Annotated in this window: 18 protein-coding genes; 15 read left to right on the forward strand and 3 right to left on the reverse strand. The window is 65.2% G+C overall.

What is annotated here, in order from left to right:
- The first annotated feature begins 166 nt into the window (after positions 1-166).
- The 4 genes from FZI91_RS13415 to FZI91_RS13430 are packed head-to-tail and all read left to right on the forward strand — an operon-like array spanning position 167 to position 4,590.
- Entirely contained in the window at positions 167-1,867 is a 1,701-nt protein-coding gene (locus FZI91_RS13415) for a thiamine pyrophosphate-binding protein (protein ID WP_155939439.1), read from the forward strand.
- Positions 1,809-2,513, forward strand: coding sequence for an SRPBCC family protein (locus FZI91_RS13420; RefSeq protein WP_155939440.1), 705 nt, complete (start codon positions 1,809-1,811; stop codon positions 2,511-2,513). The genes FZI91_RS13415 and FZI91_RS13420 overlap by 59 nt, the downstream gene beginning before the upstream one ends.
- Positions 2,510-3,553: a 3-oxoacyl-ACP synthase III family protein gene (locus tag FZI91_RS13425; RefSeq protein ID WP_155939579.1), complete on the forward strand. Its 1,044-nt coding sequence runs from the start codon at positions 2,510-2,512 to the stop codon at positions 3,551-3,553. Before FZI91_RS13420 ends, FZI91_RS13425 begins: the two co-directional genes overlap by 4 nt.
- A 2-nt stretch (positions 3,554-3,555) precedes the next feature.
- Complete coding sequence (locus FZI91_RS13430; protein WP_162526421.1) at positions 3,556-4,590, forward strand: aminotransferase class I/II-fold pyridoxal phosphate-dependent enzyme; 1,035 nt, start codon at positions 3,556-3,558, stop codon at positions 4,588-4,590.
- 78 nt (positions 4,591-4,668) lie between these two features.
- Here FZI91_RS13430 and FZI91_RS13435 read toward each other — a convergent pair whose 3' ends face one another.
- On the reverse strand, positions 4,669-5,493 hold the full coding sequence (locus tag FZI91_RS13435; RefSeq protein WP_155939441.1) for a class I SAM-dependent methyltransferase: 825 nt from the start codon (positions 5,491-5,493) through the stop codon (positions 4,669-4,671).
- Positions 5,494-5,644: 151 nt separating this feature from the next.
- Between FZI91_RS13435 and dop the strand changes: the two genes are divergently transcribed.
- The 10 genes from dop to FZI91_RS13485 all read left to right on the forward strand — a co-directional run bounded on the left by dop (position 5,645) and on the right by FZI91_RS13485 (position 14,211).
- On the forward strand, positions 5,645-7,141 hold the full coding sequence (gene dop, locus FZI91_RS13440; protein WP_155939442.1) for a depupylase/deamidase Dop: 1,497 nt from the start codon (positions 5,645-5,647) through the stop codon (positions 7,139-7,141).
- Positions 7,142-7,304: 163 nt separating this feature from the next.
- Complete coding sequence (locus FZI91_RS13445) at positions 7,305-7,499, forward strand: ubiquitin-like protein Pup (RefSeq protein WP_030095612.1); 195 nt, start codon at positions 7,305-7,307, stop codon at positions 7,497-7,499.
- Positions 7,496-8,344, forward strand: a complete 849-nt coding sequence (gene prcB, locus FZI91_RS13450) for a proteasome subunit beta (RefSeq protein WP_162526394.1) — start codon at positions 7,496-7,498, stop codon at positions 8,342-8,344. Before FZI91_RS13445 ends, prcB begins: the two co-directional genes overlap by 4 nt.
- Positions 8,341-9,144 carry a proteasome subunit alpha gene (gene prcA, locus FZI91_RS13455; RefSeq protein ID WP_155939443.1) on the forward strand — a complete coding sequence of 268 codons (804 nt, stop codon included), beginning with the start codon at positions 8,341-8,343 and terminating at the stop codon, positions 9,142-9,144. Before prcB ends, prcA begins: the two co-directional genes overlap by 4 nt.
- Before the next feature lie 5 nt (positions 9,145-9,149).
- Positions 9,150-9,794: a phosphatase PAP2 family protein gene (locus FZI91_RS13460; protein WP_155939444.1), complete on the forward strand. Its 645-nt coding sequence runs from the start codon at positions 9,150-9,152 to the stop codon at positions 9,792-9,794.
- 90 nt (positions 9,795-9,884) lie between these two features.
- A complete protein-coding gene (locus FZI91_RS13465; protein ID WP_155939445.1) occupies positions 9,885-10,235 on the forward strand; it encodes a hypothetical protein in 351 nt (116 codons plus the stop codon).
- Positions 10,232-11,404 (forward strand): hypothetical protein, encoded by a 1,173-nt coding sequence (locus tag FZI91_RS13470; RefSeq protein ID WP_155939446.1) that lies wholly within the window; start codon positions 10,232-10,234, stop codon positions 11,402-11,404. Before FZI91_RS13465 ends, FZI91_RS13470 begins: the two co-directional genes overlap by 4 nt.
- Before the next feature lie 125 nt (positions 11,405-11,529).
- Entirely contained in the window at positions 11,530-12,393 is an 864-nt protein-coding gene (locus FZI91_RS13475; RefSeq protein ID WP_162526395.1) for an ABC transporter permease, read from the forward strand.
- On the forward strand, positions 12,390-13,418 hold the full coding sequence (locus FZI91_RS13480) for an ABC transporter substrate-binding protein (protein ID WP_155939447.1): 1,029 nt from the start codon (positions 12,390-12,392) through the stop codon (positions 13,416-13,418). Before FZI91_RS13475 ends, FZI91_RS13480 begins: the two co-directional genes overlap by 4 nt.
- Positions 13,402-14,211, forward strand: a complete 810-nt coding sequence (locus tag FZI91_RS13485) for an ABC transporter ATP-binding protein (RefSeq protein WP_162526396.1) — start codon at positions 13,402-13,404, stop codon at positions 14,209-14,211. The genes FZI91_RS13480 and FZI91_RS13485 overlap by 17 nt, the downstream gene beginning before the upstream one ends.
- On the opposite strand, the gene FZI91_RS13490 is transcribed toward FZI91_RS13485, so the two are convergent.
- Both FZI91_RS13490 and FZI91_RS13495 read right to left on the reverse strand, forming a co-directional pair.
- The gene (locus FZI91_RS13490) at positions 14,208-15,434 is read right to left on the reverse strand and encodes an ankyrin repeat domain-containing protein (RefSeq protein WP_155939448.1); all 1,227 of its coding nucleotides are present in this window, start codon (positions 15,432-15,434) and stop codon (positions 14,208-14,210) included. The two genes, FZI91_RS13485 and FZI91_RS13490, sit on opposite strands and share 4 nt — an antisense overlap.
- A gap of 135 nt (positions 15,435-15,569) precedes the next feature.
- The gene (locus FZI91_RS13495; protein ID WP_162526397.1) at positions 15,570-17,045 is read right to left on the reverse strand and encodes an amidase; all 1,476 of its coding nucleotides are present in this window, start codon (positions 17,043-17,045) and stop codon (positions 15,570-15,572) included.
- A 115-nt stretch (positions 17,046-17,160) separates the two neighbouring features.
- On the opposite strand from FZI91_RS13495, the gene FZI91_RS13500 reads away from it, so the two are divergent.
- On the forward strand, positions 17,161-17,805 hold the full coding sequence (locus FZI91_RS13500; RefSeq protein WP_309224155.1) for a pyridoxal 5'-phosphate synthase: 645 nt from the start codon (positions 17,161-17,163) through the stop codon (positions 17,803-17,805).
- The last annotated feature ends 3 nt before the right edge of the window (positions 17,806-17,808 follow it).

Raw genomic sequence — 17,808 nt, forward strand, 5'->3', positions numbered from 1 at the left:
TGGCGCTGTGACGTGCCCAAACTGGGATTACCTGAAACTCGATTCATGTTGTGCCATGGCATGATTGAGATGACTTGATCACTTTTTCTGGCGGATTGTTGAACCCGTCACGTGTGGAGGTCGTGTACTAGTCATGACCACGCCGATATGCGCTCGAGACGGGTACATGCGAGTGGTTGACTGGCTCGCCGCTGAGCTGCGTCGCCACGATATCGACTTCATCTTCGGAGTGGACGGCGCGAACATCGAGGATCTCTACGATGCCGTGCACTACACGCCCGGCCTGGAAGCAATCGTTGCCAAACACGAATTCTCGGCAGGCACGATGGCCGACGGTTACGCGCGTGCCACCTCACGGATGAGTGTGGTAGCCACGACATCGGGCGGTGGTGCCGTCAATCTCGTTCCGGCGCTTGCAGAATCCTATGCCAGCGGGGTTCCGGTGTTGGCGATCGTCGGCCAGCCGCCGCGGCCTCTGGAGGGCAACGGTGCGTTTCAGGATGGGAGTGGACGCGCCGGAAGCATGGATCTACAGGCAGTCTTCCGTCCGATTTCCGGATTCTGTACGCGGGTTGCGCGCCCCGAAGAGATTGCAGAGGCGCTCACGCATGCCTTGGCCGCGATTCGCGACGGACTGCCGGCGGTTCTTCTGATACCTAAGGATGTTCAGCAGGCTCACCTGACGGCCGTGCCGCAGATACGGGAACCCCATGTTCGGGCCGGAGCGGTGCCCGCGCAGCTTGCCGATTTCGCCGAGCATCTGGCCGACACGCCCGGCCGCATCCTGGTGGTGGTGGGACCCGAGGTGGCGCGTCACGATGCCCGCGAGGAACTTTCGGAGCTCGTTGATCGGCTTGACGCGTTCGTCGCGGTATCACCCGACGCCAAAGATGCTGTGGATAGTGAGAATCCACGTCTGCTCGGGGTGATCGGGGTGATGGGGCACCCCGCCGTCGAGCAGGTGCTGCACCACGGTGTCACCTGCGTGTGCATCGGCACGACGATGCCCGTGATGACCCGCGGAGGCGTCGACTTCTCCACCACACCAGTGCTATCCGTGGGATCGGCCACACCGCATATCGCGTCTCGGCACCTACAGACCGAGGATCTGTCGTCGACGCTGGCCGGCCTCACCGCCGCTCTACCCGCACGCGCGGAGGACCTTGACAGCGAAACACTTTATGCACCGGCTCATCTCGAACCGCCCGTGTATGACGGGGCGGGCGTGAGATATCACGATGCCATGCACGTGCTGGATCGGGCGATTCCTGCCGGGGCTGACGTGTTCGTTGACGCGGGTAACACCGGGGCCGCGGCCGTGCACTACCTGGGCGCGCGGCCTCGAGGGCGCTATGTCGTCGCCCTCGGGATGGGCGGCATGGGATACGCCTTCGGTGCCGGCATCGGCTGCGCACTTGCTCGGGCGGGTCGCACCGTGGTGATCGCGGGTGATGGCGCATTCTTCATGCACGGCATGGAGATTCACACGGCCGTCGAACACCGACTTCCGGTGACGTTCGTCATCGTGAACAACAACGCACACGCCATGTGCGTCACCCGTGAGCAGCTGTATTACGGAGGCCAGTACAGCTTCAACCGGTTCGCGCCCTCGCACATTGCGGCCGGTCTGGCCGCAATGTTCCCCGATCTGGTGTGCCGTTCGGCCGACACCGTAGCCGATTTCGAAGCGGCCATGCGAGAGGCGCTGGCCCACAACGGCCCCGCCGTGGTGGAGGTCGTCTGCTCCACCGATGAGGTACCCCCGTTCGCCCCGTTCTTGTCATCCGCAATCCCCAAGGAGGAAACGCATGACCGACACCATTTCCGAAATGTCCGATCCTGGGCTGAAAGCCTTTCCCGCGCTTAGCGATATCGTCGCCGAATCCGGCAACGAGGAAGCACTGCCCGGGGTGCATCGGATCGAGACCTCGCCGAGGGAGAAGGCCACCCCGATCATCATGGACATGATGCGGTCGGTGTATCCGCATGACCAGGTGTTCGGGCCGTTCTGCACCGTGCAGGAATACGTGGACTGCCCACCCGACGAACTGCACAGGTATCTGTCCGATACCCGCAGCCTGGAGGAATGGACCTACAGCCTGCGCGGCTTCGAGGAGACCGATGAGCCCGGGCTGTGGGTGGCGCACGACCGGCTGGGCTCGGAAACACTCATCTACACCCGCACCGAATCCAATGCCGAATCCGGGACCGTCGACTATCACTGTGCGTGGGACCAGGGCGACCACCTGTGGATGATCTATCTCATGCGGGTAGTTGACGCGCAGGTGGTGCTCAACAAGCCCGGATCCGTGGTGCTGTGGACCAACTGCCATCACCCGTTCTACGACGAGAATCCCTATCCGGAAACCGCTCCGCCCGAACGCAAACCCTGGGTGGGGGACTTCTGGGACATGTTCGGGGCGGGGCACCTGTTGGAGCTGTTGAACCTCAAGGCCATCGCCGAGTATCGCCACAGCCACGGTCTGCCGATCGTTCCGGAGTGGATGAAATGATCAGTCTTTTCGACATATCCAGCTATCTGCCCGAGAACCGGGTCAGCGCAGACTATTTTGCGCAGTACGCCAAGGACGACGACCTGGCAGAGAACGTGATGTTCCGCAGCCCGGCCCACCGGCATCACGTGGCGGCCGACGAGACGGCGGTCGACATGGCCGAGCGCGCGGTCGCCGGCCTCAAAGAACGGCACGGCGACACAGTGCTCGACGAGGTCGACATTCTGCTGACGCACACTCAGCTGCCCGACCTGCCGTTCGTGGGTTGCGGTGGGGAGGTGGCGAACAGGTTGCAGATCCGCCCGGAGTGGATTCTCGACGTGCACAACGGCGGCTGCGTGTCATTTGTGTTGATGCTCAAGCTCGCTCAACAGATCATGTCGTCGTCGGGTGCGCGCTCGGCTCTGCTGGTCAACATGCAGAACGCCGCGGGCCAGATCTTTGTGCAAGAGCAGGTGCGTTCCACCGCCCAGGCCTCGATTCCCGGAGATGGGGCAACGGCGGCTCTGATCACCCGCGACGGCGACTCTCCCGTCTTGGGTATCGAGACCCGCAACTACGGCGAGTACGCGGGGGACATGACCTATGCGGTGTCTCCCCACCGCAAGTACTGGGAGGCCGGTTCCGGGCAGGGCCGGGTCGCGTTCACCGAGCACAAGATCAGCAAGGTGCTGGCTCGAGGCAACCGCATGGTGCCGGAGGTCGCGTTGACCGTCTGCGACCGAATCGGTATTCCCTCAACTGATCTGGACGCGTTGGTCACCAATCAGCCGAACCGGATCTTCCTGCGGAACTGGCGGGACGCGCTGCAGCTACCCAAGGAGAAGCACCCGGATACCTTTGATGAGTGCGGGAACCTGTTCGGGGTGGGCATTCCGCACACGCTCGATCAGGCGATCTCTGAGGGGACGGTCCAGACCGGCGACACCGTGATGCTCGCGGGCTTCGCACACGCCGGGGACTTCGCGGCTGCTGCCGCGGTGCGATGGGGAGGTAGAGGGTCGATGAGCCACGTGGGCGAAGAGGAGAATGCACAGTGACAGTGAGTCCGCTGCGGTTGGCATTGAACGAAAATCCCTATCGTCCACTGCCATCGGTGCGTGATGCGCTCAGGCATGACATCGCCGAGGTCAACCGGTACCCCGAATTCCTTCCCGTGGTGCTCCCGAATCTGATCGCCGAACGCGTGGGTATGACACCCGATGAAGTGGTGGTGGGCGTCGGGGCCACCGGGGTAGCGCTGCAGGTACTGCAGGCGTTGTGTCAGCCGGGTGATTCGCTGGTGTACGCGCATCCGACGTTCGACGGGTATCCGATACTGGCCGATATCGCGGGGCTTATTCAGGTGCCGATTCCGCTGGCGGACAACGGTATGACCGATCTCGACGAACTGTTGGGTGCGGCGTATGACGCCGATGCGACCGCTGTGGTGCTCTGCCGACCGCACAATCCGACCGGAACGTTGATACCGGCCGATCAGGTGTACGAGTTTGTCCGTGAGGCACCTCCCACCAGTGTCGTGATCCTTGACGAGGCCTATATCGAGTTCGTGGATCCCGAGGAGCATCTGGACATTCCACGTCTGCTTGCGGTGCACCCGAATCTGGTTGTGTTGCGGACATTCTCAAAGGCGTATGGGCTGGCAGGGTTGCGGATTGGCTATGGGCTGGCCTCGCCCGCGGTATGCGGTGTCATCCGCCGATACCAGCTGCCATTCGGTATGAACCGCGCGGCAGCGGTGGCAGTGGCGGCGTCCTACGCGGCCGAGAACGAGCTGCGCCTGCGGGTCAATTCGATTGTCTACGAACGTGACCAGCTCCGGGCGCGGCTTGCCGAGATGGGTGCGCACATTCCCGAATCGCATGCCAACTTCGTGTATCTCCCGGCACGCGGCGACGGTGAGGCCTGGATGTCCATCCTCGGAACCGGTGATGTGGTGGCGAAGGAGTACCCGGATGGCGGCGTCCGTCTCACCGTCGGCGATCCGCGCGAGATGGCGATTGTCGCGCGGCGACTACTCGAGGTCGACGACACCGGAGAAGGAGCAACGCGTCAGTTGAACAGACCGGCGTCATAGACCGGTTGGCCGCGGTGATCCATCCCCCCGATTGCCGGCCCCGAAACGGCAAGGACCGCCGCGGCCAACCCCAACTTCTCAGAATGCGTAGCGGTGGTACTGCGCCATGTAGCGCAGCTTCGGGGACAGCGACATCACCTTGGCCAGAAGGCGATACGCGGCCGGAACTCTCTGGAACGAGAACGAATCGAACGGTGACTCCCACCCAAGGAGCCGGAGTTGCGGTACCGCCCGGATGAGATCGTCGGGCCCGTCAACGCCCCAGTGCAGCGTTGCGCCGGAACGTCGCACCACGGCATTGGACCACTGCGTCTTGATGCCGAACGTGTTGAATGCGTCGAATTGCAGTTCACCGGAAGGAAAGTGCTCGACGATCCGGCGGAACAGCGCGATGCCGTCCTCTTCCATGAGGTACATGGTGAGCCCCTCGCCGATTGCCAACACCGGCCGGTCGCCCGGGATGCCGGCCAGCCATGCGGGATCGGTGACCGATGCCGCGACGACGTGATAGTGCTCGCGTTCGGGATACAGCTTCTCGCGCAGTGTCGTCACGTCCGGGTAGTCGACGTCGTACCACTCGACGCCAGGGCCGGGATCGAGCCGGAAGAACCGGCTATCCAGTCCGCAACCCAGATGCAGCACGACGGCGTCCGGGTGCGCGGAGAGGAACGTGCGAGCCCAGTTGTCGAAATGCGCGGAACGCGTCGTCACCGCGGGGGATCTCTTCGCCGTGATCGTGGTCTTGGACCAGTCGTAGTCGATGCGATCCACGATGTCGCGCGCGTAGACGTCGTTCAGAATCGGCTCGGGCAGATCGGCGTCCAGGGACTTGGCGTAGAAGGTCGCCAGCATGGTCTGGGGTGCTCCGCTGAGGTCGACGTGGATCTTCTCGGGATGGCTCATGAGCGCGACGTTAATGCGGTTTCGGTGCCACACACAGGAGTCTGAACAGTCCCCGGCGTGGTGTTCAGTGGCGTCTCCAAGGCCGGTGGGCTGGGGGCACCTCCCGCCTGCGGGGGCGAGTGCAGCGATCGGGGGATCTAGGCTGAACGTCATGCAACGGATCATCGGTACCGAGGTTGAGTACGGCATTTCGTCGCCCACGGACCCCGCCGCCAATCCGATCCTCACCTCCACGCAGGCGGTGCTGGCGTATGCCGCGGCAACCGGGATTCAGCGGGCCAAGCGCACCCGATGGGACTACGAGGTGGAATCGCCGCTGCGCGACGCTCGCGGCTTCGATCTGGGACGTACCAGCGGCCCGGCGCCCATCGTGGATGCCGACGAGGTGGGCGCCGCCAACATGATCCTTACCAACGGGGCCCGGCTGTACGTCGATCATGCGCACCCGGAGTACTCGGCACCCGAATGCACCAACCCGCTCGATGCGGTGATCTGGGACAAGGCCGGTGAACGAGTCATGGAGGCCGCTGCGCGCCACGTCGCCAGCGTGCCCGGCGCAGCTCGGCTGCAGCTGTACAAGAACAACATCGACGGCAAGGGCGCCTCGTACGGCACCCACGAGAATTACCTGATGGACCGGCGGACACCGTTCTCGTCGATCATCGCCGGCCTCACCCCGTTCTTCGTGTCTCGCCAGGTGGTCACGGGGTCGGGTCGGGTGGGCATTGGGCCCTCGGGTGACGATGCGGGCTTCCAGCTATCGCAGCGCGCCGACTACATCGAGGTCGAGGTCGGCCTGGAAACCACCCTCAAGCGGGGCATCATCAACACCCGCGACGAACCGCACGCCGACGCCGACAAGTACCGGCGTTTGCACGTCATCATCGGGGACGCCAACCTCGCCGAAACCTCGACATTCCTCAAGGTGGGCACCACCTCGCTGGTGCTCGACCTCATCGAATCCGGCGCCGACTTGTCCGACCTCGCACTCGCACGGCCGGTGCATGCGGTGCACGTGATCAGTCGTGATCCGTCGCTGCGGGCCACGGTGGCACTGGTAGACGGGCGCGAGCTGACAGGGCTTGCGCTACAACGTATTTACCTGGACCGGGTGGCCGAGCTCGTCGCTTCCGGTGACCCGGACCCGCAGGCCACCCACGTGCTGGAGACGTGGGCCAGGGTGTTGGATCTGTTGGAGCGCGACCCGATGGAATGCGCCGATCTGCTGGACTGGCCCGCCAAGCTGCGGTTGTTGGAGGGGTTCCGGCAGCGCGAGAACCTGAGCTGGTCGGCGCCGCGTCTGCACCTGGTCGATCTGCAGTACTCCGACGTGCGCCTTGACAAGGGCCTCTATAACCGATTGGTCGCCCGCGGGTCCATGCAGCGGATGGTCACCGAGCAACAGGTGCTGGACGCGGTGACCCGGCCCCCGTCGGACACCCGCGCCTACTTCCGGGGCGAGTGCCTGCGCCGCTTCGGTGCCGAGATCGCCGCGGCCAGCTGGGACTCGGTCATCTTCGATCTGGGCGGGGATTCGCTTGTCAGGATTCCTACCCTGGAACCGCTGCGCGGCAGCAAGAGCCATGTCGGTGCGCTGTTGGACTCGGTGGATTCGGCAGCCGAACTGGTTGACCAGCTCACCACGTAGCGCACCCAAATGCCGAGTGTGAGCACCAGGGCTCGCACTCGGCATTTTTCGCGCCCTGGCGGTCACACTCGATGCAAGGCACTTGTGCCGGGTGCGTTGCCGCCGTCTCAAGGACGCTGCCCGGTAGGCTGGACAGAACCGACGTGAGAGTCAGGAGGCAGCGATGGCGCAGGAGCAGACCAAGCGCGGTGGTGGCGGTGACGAGGACGATGTCACTGACCTTGGGGGACCGGCCGGGCAGGAGCGCCGCGAAAAGCTGGCGGAGGACACTGACGATCTGCTCGATGAGATCGATGACGTGCTGGAAGAGAACGCCGAGGACTTCGTGCGGGCGTACGTCCAAAAGGGTGGCCAGTGATCTGGCGCGATGACTCGATCGCGCCCCAGCAGTTCATCCGGCACTCGCACCTTTCCTCGTTTTCGGAGTACCTGAGGGTCCAGGCCCCGGAACTACTTCCGGCGCTCGGAAAGGCGTCCAGTGACGTGATTGCGAATCTGCCGCATGGCACCACGATCGTGGCACTCACCTACCGCGGCGGCGTGCTGATTGCCGGTGATCGGCGTGCGACGCAGGGCAACTACATCGCCAACCGCGATATCGACAAGGTGCAGATCACCGATAACTATTCGGCGACCGGCATCGCCGGAACCGCCGCAATTGCCGTCGAGTTCGCGCGGCTGTACGCCGTGGAGCTGGAGCACTACGAGAAGCTCGAAGGTGTGCAGCTGAGCTTCAACGGCAAGGCGAATCGGCTCTCGGCGCTGGTGCGTGGCAACCTTGCCGCCGCGATGCAGGGGCTGGTGGCGGTGCCGCTGCTGGTGGGGTACGACATCGACGACCCGAAGAGTGAAACTGCCGGGCGCATCGTATCTTTCGACGTTGCGGGTGGTTGGCACGTGGAGAGTGACGGTTACCAGGCGGTGGGCTCTGGCTCGATGTTCGCCAAGTCCTCGATCAAGAAGCTCTACAAGTCCAGCGGCGACGCGCTGGGCGCGCTTGCGGTGGCCGTGGAGGCGCTCTACGACGCGGCCGAAGACGATTCGGCTACGGGCGGACCGGATCTGGTGCGCCGGGTGTTCCCGACCGCCGTTCGGATCGATTCCGGGGGCGCGGTCAGAGTGCCCGAGGCGGACATCGAACGCATCGCGCGTGAGGTCATCGAAAAGCGGACCGAAGCAGCCGAGAGCGGTGACCCCTCATGACTTTTCCGTACTACGCCTCGGTCGAGCAGCTCATGCGCGACCGTTCGGAGTTGGCGCGCAAAGGAATCAGCCGTGGCCGTTCGGTGGTGGCGCTCACCTATGCCGACGGTGTGCTCTTCGTCGCCGAGAACCCGTCCAACTCGCTGCAGAAGGTCAGTGAGGTGTATGACCGCGTGGGGTTCGCAGCCGTTGGAAAATTCAATGAGTTCGACCGACTGCGCCGCGGTGGTATTCAGTGGGCCGACATGCGTGGCTATGCCTATGACCGCCAAGATGTGAGCGGGCGGCAGTTGGCCAACATCTATGCGGAGGCGCTCGGCACCATCTTTAACGAGCAGGCCAAGCCGTACGAGGTGGAGCTGTGTGTCGGCGAGGTAGCCCGCCAGGGCCGGGACACCGATCCGGTGTTGTACCGGATCACCTACGACGGGTCGATCGCCGACGAGCCACATTGGGTGGTCATGGGCGGTAACACCGAACCCGTGATCAACTCCCTCAAGGAGAGCTACGCCGAGGGTGCAACGCTCAAGGATGCGGTCGGATTTGCGGTGAAGGCGCTGCAGGCCGGCGCCGGTGCGGCCAATGGATCCGCGGAGGGCCGGGTGCTCGGTGGCCTGGAGGTCGCGGTCCTGGAGCAGAGCCGCCCGCGTCGGGCGTTCCGGAGGATCAAGGGTGCTGCGCTGGAAGCGCTTCTGCCCGAAGATTTCACGCCGGGGCAGCTCGAGGGTGGCGGCGATCCCGCGCCGGAGTCCGGTGAATCGAAGGAGTCGAAGGACTCCAAGGGTTCCAAGGACAGCTAGCTTTCATGTTTTCGGCTCGACCGTGGCCGGCGGTCGTCGGTTCGATCCTTGCCATGCTTTTTGTGGTGCTGGGATTCGTCGCGCATCGGGCGCATGCCGGCACCGCCGTCGACCACTCGGTGTTGGATTTCATGCTGGGCCACCGGCGGGACTGGCTGACCCCGATCGCGAGATTCATCACCGACGTGGTGGGACCCGACGGCATGTGGCCGCTCGGGATAGTCGTTGGTGCCGTTCTCTGGTGGCGCTGGCGTAAACCGTTGCCTGCCTTGGTGATCTTCGGAACCCTGATCACCACCAGGATCATGATTCCGTTGACGAAACACATTGTGGGCACCGAGCGTCCGCCACACGCCGTACGGCTCGTCGTGGAGGGTTCCCCGTCCTATCCGTCGGGGCATTCGTTGACGACGATCTCGGTGCTGGGGGTGCTCGCCGTGATCCTTGGGCACGGGCGCAGCGTGGCCATCCGAACGTGGCTGTGGGTGGGCGTGGCCGTCGGCACGGTGGCGGTCGCGCTGACGCGGCTCTACCTCGGCGTGCACTGGCTCACCGATGTCACCGGGGGCGTGCTTCTCGGCGGTGTGATCGTGATCGTGGCGGCATCGGTCTACGCGGCCTACGCGCCCAGGTACTTGTCCGCAGCCTGACTTATCCACAGGGCGAGAAACGATGGAACCGTGCATGCGCATCGGTGGTCCCACCTACCAAGAAACCGTTTTGACCAGGTAGGAGCAGCCATGTCTGCATACATCGATGTCACGACGCTACGGCTTGCCGATGGCGCCTGCGAGAAGCTGGCCGCACGCTGCGAGCTACTGCGCAGCGAGCTTGCGGGCGCCGTCGCACGTTTGGATATGTTCGCGCCGGTGAACCACGCCATCTTCGGTGACTGCGAAGAGGGTCGGGGGTGGAATCGGGTGCTACATGACATCGCCTGGGCGCCGACAGGATCGTTGACTGCCACGCTTGAGGAACACGGCTGCCTGCTGACCGAGTTCGCGGACACCTTCCGGCGCATCGGAGACGCCTACCTGGATACCGACCGAGGCTCGGCCGACCGCGCTACGGAAGTAGGACGCCAGAGATGACCGGCACCGTGCGGCCCGACGTATGGCTCGGTGACAAGTGGAGCCACGACGCGATCCTGGACATGCAGGCCCGGATGGCGCCCGAGGATATCTCGCGCATGGCCCGGGAGTGGAAAACAATTGTGGACGGCCTAGATTCGCTGTTCTCGACCTTTCTGGATGACGTGCGCGCCACGATCGGGGAGAGCTGGAGCGGCACCGGCGCGCAGTCGGCACTGAGCACCATGCGCACGTATGTGGAGAATTCGCGGGCGATGCTCGCACAGGCGCACTCGCTGTCGGACGGACTGAATGTGTTGTCGTCGGCCACGAGGGATCTGCAGTCGAAGATGACGGCCCAGTTCATGCCGGCCGGCGGCGCACCGGGTGAGAACCCGGGGTGGGGAGGCCCGAACATACCGGACTTCGACCTATGGCAGGCGGCGCTGAATCACGTGCGCACCGTGTACAGCGGCCCGGCGGTCGCGGCCGGCAATGCGGTGGCCGAACTGGCCGGCCCCCGCGAACGCCTTTGGTTTGGTTCAGGTGCGCAGACGCAGATGCCGGAGGCCGTCGATCCGCCCGTAGGACGCCGCGACGAGCAGGCCGAGCGTGCCGAGGAGTTCTTCTCTCGATGGGGACTGGACCACACACCGCAAGGCGCCGCGGCCACACCCTTGCAGACACCGCCGACCGCGGTGGGTAACATGAACGCGGACAAGGGCTTCGACGCATACTCGCCATCCGGTTCGCGCGCTGATGATCTCGATGAAGACGACGTATACGCGAACCAGGACTGGACGCACGACCCGCTATGGCGCGAGAATTCCACCCGCAGTGCGGGATTCGACACCGCCGTGCCCACGAGCGGCACGGCGCCGCTGCCGCTACCTCCGGACCGGATGCCCGCCGCCGGTGCGACACCCACCGTCGCGGGCGCAGGCGGTGGGCCGACACCGCGTCCCGCAGGGGCGATGATGCCGATGATGGGCATGTATCCGCCGCACGCGGGACAACGTCGTGGCGACGAAAACGAGCATTACAGCCCGCAGTACCTGGTCAATCGCGACAACACCCGCGAACTACTGGGGGAGCTGCCCAGGGGGACGGACCCCGTCATCGGGCTCTGGGAGCGCGGGGACGACGACGGTATCGGACCACCTCCGCGACGCGGATTTCGTTCGCGCTGAGCCGGACCCTTGAGGGCCCGGGTTTAGATCGGTATCAATACCGGGTGCCTTCCACACTGCCCGCAGATCGCTGCCGTTGGCTGACGCCGCCCCGCTGCGCCTAGCCACAGAAAGTCGATTGCACAGTGTCTGTTTTCGTTGACATCGTTCCCGACGAGTCGCCCGCCGAAACCGCCGAATCCGTTGCGCACCAGTCGGGATGGCGCCGTCGGCTGATCGGCGCCATCCTGCCGCTCCTGTCTGTCGTCGCCTTCGTGGGCGTATGGCAGTTGGCGGCGGCAAGCGGGATCTGGAACCAAACCTTCGTGCCCTATCCGAGTAGTGTCTGGAAGGCGTTCGTCGAGGTGTCCACCAACCACGACGGCGTGCACGGATACGGCGGCTACCTGCTGTGGGAGCACCTCTACATGACTCTGCGCCGGCTGCTGGCCGGTGTCGTGATCGGAGTGACGGCAGGGGTGCTGTTGGGTCTCGTCATGGGGTCGATCAGGTGGGTGCGCAGTGTGCTCGAACCCTGGCTGACCTTCTTGCGTGCATTGCCACCCCTGGCGTACTTCTTTCTGTTGGTCATCTGGCTCGGCATCGATGAAGCTCCCAAGATCACGCTGCTTGCGCTGGCCGCACTCCCGCCCGCCGCCGTCGCCACCACGGCTGCCGTGGTTGCCGCTCCCGTGGGCCTGGTGGAGGCCGCCCGGGCGTTGGGGGCCACCGGGTGGCAGGTGGTTCGCGATGTCGTCGTTCCCTCATCGCTCCCCGAAACCTTTACCGGGGTGCGGCTCGCAGTCGGTATGGCCTACTCGTCGGTGGTTGCCGCCGAGTTGTTCAACGGCATACCCGGCATCGGTGGTCTCGTGAAAGACGCCAGTAACTACAACAACACGCCGGTGGTGCTCGTCGGGATCTTCTCGATCGGGATCTCGGGATTGGTGATCGACGCCGCGCTGCGCGCGGTGGAACGCCGAGTGGTGCCGTGGCGAGGAAAGGTATGAGACCGGGCCGCATCGCGGCCACGCTCGCCGTGGCGATGGCGGTCCTGTCGGGGTGCGCCATCGACCACTCGGGCCTGCGGGACGGTAAGCCCACCATCCGCATCGGATACCAGAACTTCCCGAGCGGCGACCTCGTGATCAAGCAAAACCGTTGGCTGGAAACGGCATTGCCCGAATACAACATCAAGTGGACACGGTTCGACTCTGGCGCAGACGTCAACACCGCATTCATCGCCAGGGAACTGGACTTCGGGGCGTTGGGCTCCAGTCCCTTCGCGCGCGGGTTGTCGGCGCCGTTGAACATCCCGTATCGGGTGGCCTTCATCCTCGACGTGGCCGGAGACAATGAGGCGCTGGTGGCCAGCAATCGCGGCGGAGTCACGACCGTCGCCGGTCTTAAAGGTAAGCGCGTAGGTACCCCGTTCGCCTCGACGGCCCATTACAGCCTGCTGGCCGCCCTAACGCAGAATGGACTGGGGGCCAGCGATGTTCAGCTGGTCGATCTGCAACCCCAAGCCGCGCTGGCCGCCTTCGAACGCGGCGATATCGACGCCGTCTACACCTGGCTGCCCACGGTCGATCAGGCGCGTAAGAACGGCAGGGACCTGGTTACCAGCCGCCAGCTGGCCGGGGAGGGCAGGCCGACGCTTGACCTTGCGGCGGTATCCAATGCGTTCGCCGACGCACACCCCGAGATTGTCGATGCGTGGCGCCAACAACAGGCCCGGGCATTACGGCTCATCCATGACGATCCAAGCACGGCAGCCAAGGCGATCGCCGCCGAGAGCGGGCTCACTCCGCGGGAAGTGGCCGGTCAGCTCACACAGGGGATCTACCTCACGCCCGAGGAGATTGCCTCACCGAAATGGCTGGGCACCGAAGGGAAGCCGGGCAATGTAGTACGTGATCTGCAGCGTTCCTCGCAATTCCTGGCCGATCAGAAACAGATCCCCGCGGCAGCACCGCCGTCGACGTTCGAGAACGCTATCTATACGAAGGGCCTGCCCGGTGTCATTGGTCGATGATGCGGAAACCGCTGTCGAGGAACGCAATACCGGATCGATACGGATCAGCGGGGTTACCCACCGCTACGGCAGCGGCGCTGCCAGGACGGCGGCGCTGGGGCCCGTCGACCTGACCGTCGATCCAGGGACCTTCCTCGTGTTGGTCGGGGCATCGGGCTGTGGCAAGAGCACACTGCTGCGACTTCTCGCCGGGTTTGAATCGCCGAGCGAGGGGGCCGTGCAGGTGGCCGGCGGCGCGCCCACGCCGGGCATCAGCTCCGGAGTCGTGTTTCAGCAGCCGCGCCTGTTCCCCTGGCGCACCGTTGGGGGAAATGTCGAGCTCGCATTGAAATACGCGAAAGTACCCCGAGAGCGGTGGACGCAACGCCGCGATCAGCTGTTGAGCCGCGTCGGCTTGGAAGGTACTGCGGACCGGCGTACGTGGGAGATCAGTGGTGGCCAACAGCAGCGTGTCGCCATCGCCCGCGCCTTGGCAGCGGAGACCCCGCTGTTTCTCCTCGACGAGCCCTTCGCGGCGCTCGACGCCCTCACCCGGGAACGACTCCAGGAGGATGTTCGGCAGGTGAGCGCCGAGTCGGGGCGCACCACGGTATTCGTCACTCACAGCGCGGACGAGGCGGCGTTCCTCGGGTCACGCATCGTGGTGCTGACCCGACAGCCCGGCCGGGTGGCACTGGACATCCCGGTGGACTTGCCCAGGACCGGCATCGATCCCGACGATCTACGCTGTTCACCCGAGTACGCAGAACTGCGTATCGAGGTGGGTAAGGCCGTGAAAGCCGCAGCGGCTTAGGTTGTTTGCGCGGGTTCCTGCAACAGCTCGGCGGCCTCGGTCTGGTAGGCGTGCTCGGCCCATTGCCGCGGGGTCGACCCGAATCGCGTGTCGGTGATCGTACGGTCTGCACCCGCGTCCAGGAGCCTGGTGATCAGCGTGAGATCGCCCGCCCACGCGGCCTGGTGCAACGGTGTCGCGCCTTCCTCATCGCGGGCGTTGACATCGGTGGGGAAGCGCTGCTCGACGAGAGTGACTCCCGCGGTGTCGATTCCGTGCGCGGTGAGCAGTTTCAGGCGGTCGGTGAACCCATGCTGGGCGGCCCAGTCGACCTGCCGCCGCCACATCTGGTCCCGAGTCTCCATGGCCTCACCCAGGCGCCGTTCCCATGGGCTCGGGCCCGCATCGGCCAATCCATGAGCGAACAGCAGCTCCAGGTGCGCATCGTCGGGGCGAAACATCCTGTTGTACAGAGTCTGCTGATCCACCGGATGCGCACCCCGCTCCAGCAGCAGTTCGGCTAGTGGACCGGCGAATGGGTGGCGGGGTTGGCGTCCCGGACCCTGCTCGCCCTCACCGAACACCCCGGTCAGCGCGGTGAACGGGGTGGACATTCCGCGCCACAGGTACCCCGCGTTCGGATCGGCGCCGGCATCCAGGAGAAGCCGTGCGGCAGAGACGGTGTCGTCGAGACTGCGTCCGAGCGGTGCGCGTCCGTAGCACAGATACATCAGCGGAAACCACTGGTACGGACCACCGCCGGTGGCCGCCAGGTTTGGTTGATCCGCCAGCTGCCGCGCGAGCGCGGCCGGATCGGCGGCCGCCGCGGCTGCCCATACGTGCCGGTAGACCAGATCTGGATCGGCGGCGAGAAGGTCCGCTGCCGCCTGCCAGCGCGGTGGCTCGTCGAACTCGTCATATCGCAGCGACGCGAGGGCGCAGAACCGGTCGGCGGATGCGAGAGCGGTCTCGTTCACCGCGCTCGGGTCGGTGCTGAGGCCGGCGGCGAGCTCCAGATAGCGCACGAGTGCGGGCCACCCGGTGAACCCGTACCGGCGGGCCAATGTCAACTGGGCATCGTGCGAGGCGAATTGCTCACCCGCCAAAGCGATATCGGGGCGCGGATGATGCTGCTGCACCACGGCGACCGCTTCCGGATCGGCGGCTCGCGCTCCGCGCTGGATCCTGCGCGCGTCATCGCGGAGCCGGTCGAGCGACGGATTATCGGGAAGGGTGCTGGCCATGACGGCCTCCTCTCGTGAGCCCGACGTCCGCGAGACCGGGCCGAGAAGAGGTCGGTGCACCTTTTGAAGGCGCAGACAGGGAGGCTGAGCCTCTTCGGGCGGACACCGGGCGTTCCTGCACGCCCGGCACCCACATTACAGAGTGGGTCGCCGATCCGCCCACGGTTGGGTCGCTTCGAGCTGAGCGGCCAACCGAATGAGCAGCGACTCGCCGCCTAGCGGCGCAACGAACTGCACGCCCAGCGGCAGCCCCTGCGGCGTCTGATACAACGGCAGTGAAATCGCAGGGCGCCCAGTTAGATTCGCCAACTGGGTGTATGGAACCCAGCCGAGGTTGTCGTTGATCATGCTGTCGACGACGTTCGCGTACTTGAGTAGCCGGGCGGTCTTCGTGCGCAGCAGCACGTCAGAGACCGCAGCCAGCGGCGCCGGAAGGTTGAACTCGCCGATCTTCGGCGGGATCTTCGCGAGCGTCGGCGTGAGCAGCAGGTCGTAGTCGCCGAAGAAGGTCGCCAGCTCCCGCACATAGTTGTGCCGACGCTCCACGGCCGCAACGTAATCGGGTCCGCTGGTGCTGCGGCCGAGCGCGGCGATCAGCAGGGTGTCACGTTCGAAGCCCTCGTCGCCGGCCCCGGTCAGCGCCTTGGTGTCGTCCACCTCGTACGCGGCAAACACAAACCAGGTCAGCAGGAAGTCGCGAGCGAGCTGCCCGTCGTCGTAGGGAGCGCTCACCTCCACGACCTCATGGCCCAGGTGTGTCAGGACGCGTACCGCATTGTCGACGGCGGCCCGCGCAGCGGGATCGGGGTTGGGGGTGATGACGGTGGGGACGCGCACGCCGATCCGCAGCTTGCCGGGGTCCCGGCCTACCTGTGATGCGTACGAATCCTCCGACACCGCAGGAAGATACGGTGAAGTCGGCTCCGGGCCCACGATGACGTCGAGCATGGCGGCGGCATCACGGACGGTGCGTGACACCGTGCCGGCCACGGCCGCACCGTGCATCGGCTCGCCGAATGCCGGTCCCTGAGGTGTCAGGCCGCGCCCGGGTTTAATACCCACCAGTCCGCAGCATGCCGCAGGGATGCGGATCGACCCACCACCGTCGCTGGCGCCGGCCACCGGCACGATCCCGGCGGCCACCGCGGCAGCCGAGCCCCCCGAGGATCCACCGGGTGTGCGGTTCAGGTCCCACGGATTACGGGTTGGTCCAAACAGTTCCGGCTCGGTGATGCCCTTCGCCCCGAATTCAGGAGTATTGGTCTTCCCGAAGATGACCAGACCGGCGTCGAGCCAGCGCTGCACGATGGTCGCGTGCTCTTGCGCCGGGAGCGTGGACAATGCCCGGCAGCCGCCCGCGGTCGGGTGACCCTTGTAGTCCTGGTGGAGGTCCTTGATGAGGAACGGCACTCCCGCGAAGGCTCCGGTCAGCTCGCCGGTGACTTGTTGGTCGGCCTCCGGGATGTCCCGGATGATGGCGTTGACCTTGCCGTTGACTGCCTCGGCGCGTGCACGTGCGGCGGCGAGCAGCTCGGCCGGGGTGACCTGCTTGGTGGCGACCAGCTCGGCAAGGCCGGTGGCGTCATACTGGGAGTACTCGGTGAAGTCCACCCGACCAGCCTAGGCGCTGCGCGGTCGCGTGACATGGGCACGCGCGTACTCCACAATTCGGTGCCCGTCCCGAATTTCGGTTGCCGTCCGTGTGCCGGTAGGTAGTCTCGGGGAGGTGCGTGAGTTTCTTCGTTCGCTGCCAGTATTTTCCGGTGCCATAAGCGAATTCGATGTCAACGATGTTCCGCCAGAGCCTGAGGCGCTGTTCGAGCGATGGCTCCGCGAAGCGGTCGACGCGGGGGTACCGGAGCCGCACGCCATGACACTGTCCACGGTGGATGCCGAGTGCATCCCGGATGCACGCACGCTGATCCTCAAGGATATCGACGCCGACGGGTGGTGGTTCTCCTCGAATGCGCGGAGCGTAAAGGGCGCGCAGTTGTCGGTTCACCCCCGCGCGGCATTGAGTTTCTACTGGCCGGAGGTCGCGCGACAGGTCAGGGTCAGAGGCGCCGTTCGGCCGGGCTCACTCGATCGGAGTGCGGCGGACTTCCGGGCTCGCGGGCCTGGCGCCAAGGCTGTTTCGCTGGCCAGCCATGAGAGTCAGCCCTTGCCGGACCGGGCAACGTGCGAGGTGGCCGTCGCAGAAGCCGACAAGCGACTGGCCGACAACCCCGAGCTGGTGTCACCGGACTGGCAGGTTTATGCGGTTGACGCAACATCTGTCGAGTTCTGGCAGGCGGACAAGGACCGTCAGCATGCTCGCGTTCAGTATCGCCGCCACAACAGCGGCTGGCAGCACACCCTGCTTTGGCCGTAGGGC

It is taken from the genome of Mycobacteroides sp. CBMA 271 (assembly GCF_009729205.1).
GTDB lineage: Bacteria > Actinomycetota > Actinomycetes > Mycobacteriales > Mycobacteriaceae > Mycobacterium.